This window comes from Salinimicrobium oceani (genome assembly GCF_012037645.1).
In genome coordinates this window covers 1-699 of record NZ_JAAVJR010000144.1, presented here as the reverse complement: position 1 = coordinate 699, position 699 = coordinate 1, and the positions used below count along the sequence as shown (strand labels likewise).

Here is a 699-nt window from a genome sequence, read left to right as displayed (position 1 = left end):
TGCTCAATGAGGAGCTGGGGAGGGACCTGATCAAAAAGATCGTTCTACGCTAAAATTTATTCCGGATTAAGGTACTTCTCAAAAAAGCCGTAAAGATCTCCTTTTGTGATCACCGCTCCTTGCTGGATCAAAGCAAAAATATCCTTGTTACGATCATCACTTATGTTTTTAGAGGAAGTGTATAGCGAAACCCGGTTATCCATTAAATTTTGCTGCAACCAGGCGTATCCCTGTCGGGTGGTGATATCGATAGCCTCATAATCTACCTTTACACCAATAAGATTGATGGTGAATTCGGTGATCTTGAACAGGTAGATCTGGTTGGGAGAAATATGCTCTAAAAATTTCGCCTGATTAAGCACTCCTTCCCATACAAGGTCACTAAAAACATCAAGTTCCTGTTCGGCGACTTCGGGCTTATTCTTTTTGATATCCTCCCACTCCTCTCCGGTTATAGACTGAGAGGCAAGGAAATTTATAAATTCCTGGTGCAGCTCCTCGAACTGCTCTTTTGTTAGTCGGGCGTATTTCATTTAATTCAGAATTTAAGGTTCAAAATTCAAGATTTTTTATCACCATGATAGGCTATAAAAATGGACGTAAAATCCTGTTTGCACATCCAAAGTCTTGACTCTTGACTCTTGGCTCTTGACTCTTTTTTAAATAAAAAAGCCCACTCCGTTAGAAGCAGGCTTTACA

At 40.2% G+C, this 699-nt stretch carries 1 protein-coding gene; it reads right to left on the bottom strand.

The genetic code is table 11. The features are described 5' to 3' along the window. Positions 1-56: 56 nt before the first annotated feature. The gene (locus HC175_RS15915; RefSeq protein WP_168024843.1) at positions 57-533 is read right to left on the bottom strand and encodes a DUF6495 family protein; all 477 of its coding nucleotides are present in this window, start codon (positions 531-533) and stop codon (positions 57-59) included. Positions 534-699: the final 166 nt, after the last annotated feature.

Coding starts and splice junctions, on each gene's coding strand:
- HC175_RS15915 (WP_168024843.1), bottom strand. CDS start 533: ATGAAATACGCCCGACTAACAAAAGAGCAGTTCGAGGAGCTGCACCAG.